Origin of the sequence: Microcystis sp. (assembly GCF_048564745.1) — a bacterium.
GTDB classification, from domain to species: domain Bacteria; phylum Cyanobacteriota; class Cyanobacteriia; order Cyanobacteriales; family Microcystaceae; genus Microcystis; species Microcystis ichthyoblabe_A.
Map to the genome: position 1 here is coordinate 1 of NZ_JBLZRT010000017.1, position 1,601 is coordinate 1,601.

Below are 1,601 nucleotides of genomic sequence, written 5' to 3' on the forward strand. Positions count from 1 at the left end.
TTTCAAATATTTTGAGTATAAATACTCTATATACTCACTTCTCTGCGATGCAGTCGCACTCGCGGGAGCGCATTTTGTAGCTTGCTTAAAGCTTTGTTTCTGTCTGTATCACTTGTTACTTTTTAAAATGAGAATTGCTGACATCAAAGGACAAAGAGCGATATCGCTTGCCCTATCTACCTTCTAGCTCGCTTGTCCCCCTCTCAGGGAAATATGATGTCAAGCCTAGTTCAAAGTCTGAGGAAAATTAGGGTCGAAAATTTGCTCTGGTGTGTACTGACAATCGGCGGGTAAATCTTGATCGTCCAAGGGCGTTTCGCGCACCACTAGATCAATCCCAGATTGATAAGCGTAGGCGATCGCCTCTTCTAGATAAGGCTTGAGGCTAGGGTTTGCTTGCATCAGTCTTTGAATCGCTCGTCGTTGTTCACGAATAGTAGCTTTCCAGCTTTTGCTACGGCGTTCGGGCTGGTAGTCCCACTTAAGAAGATGACCAAGCAAGATTGCTAAACGGTTCTCTAATTCTTGCCGCTGTTGTTTACCCAAAGATTCAATTTCCTCGACCAAATTCACAATATCTAATCCCTTAAAATCGCTTATTTGGAGTAACTTAGATTGCTCCAAAGTCCAAGCATAAAAATCTGTTTCATAGAGGTTGGATTGCATTGTTTCTTCTCCTAAGTAGGTAGGCGTTAAAAGTTGTCAGATGCCCCCCTTATTAAGCTGTCCTTTAGTCACATCTTTCTTAACATTTCAAACCTTTGTGGCACAAGGCTTTCAAGACTCGGTTAACAATTTGTAATATTCCTTGTTGACACCCTTACTGACAAGGAAAAAACTGAAATCAAGTCAGGATAAGGGTTGGAGTGCTTACTGAAAAAATTGTTAAGAAAGATCCCTATAAGGGATAGCTTATCAAGGGGGGATCAAGGGGGGATTAAAGGCAAAATCCATTTTTAATTTAATTATAACCAGCTACTTAGTTTCAGTCATAGGTTGTTTTCTCAACAGGGGGAAATACTGGGAACCTGCCTCTACTTTAGCCTCTAAATAATCCCATCGAACAGATAATTCGTGCTCCGTCTTGCCGTTCCTCCGGGTTGATCACACACAGGGCATCATGCTCTCGCAGAAAAGTCACCAGTTTTGCCAACTGCTCATCACTGATGCCTGCTTTAAGTTCCCTGTTGAGGCGAGCGATCGCATTTTGCTTTAACGGATGCTGGTTGATTTCTTCGATCGCCCGTGACCGGTTTTCCCATTCCGTCCCCATGGCCAGTAGAGGCGTGGTTTCACGGATCCGTTGGGTGTAGGCCATCAAGCGATCATAAGTCCGCGCCGCTGCACTGCGCTTATTGCCCAAAGTACCCGCCACAGTTTTGGTTTGCTCCGCGATCAGTTCCGCCCCCCGTGTCACGAGTTCATGGTGCTGGGGATGGCGGGGCAAGGTTGGGGTATCAATAGATCTCTTGCATAAGTCTAGACAAAATAGGATAAAATAGTCCAAGAGTTAAGATTGAAAGATGACTTACGAACAAGTAAAAACTTTAAAGCCAACAGAGTTCAAACGCTTGTGTGGCGTGTATCCAGATACATTTAAG

At 44.0% G+C, this 1,601-nt stretch carries 2 protein-coding genes; both read right to left on the reverse strand.

The window, feature by feature from the left end:
- Positions 1–225: 225 nt before the first annotated feature.
- On the reverse strand, positions 226–666 hold the full coding sequence (locus ACOCD9_RS03040) for a DUF29 domain-containing protein (RefSeq protein WP_002781855.1): 441 nt from the start codon (positions 664–666) through the stop codon (positions 226–228).
- Between the two features lie 373 nt (positions 667–1,039).
- Positions 1,040–1,375: a hypothetical protein gene (locus ACOCD9_RS03045; RefSeq protein ID WP_419546339.1), complete on the reverse strand. Its 336-nt coding sequence runs from the start codon at positions 1,373–1,375 to the stop codon at positions 1,040–1,042.
- Between the last annotated feature and the right edge of the window lie 226 nt (positions 1,376–1,601).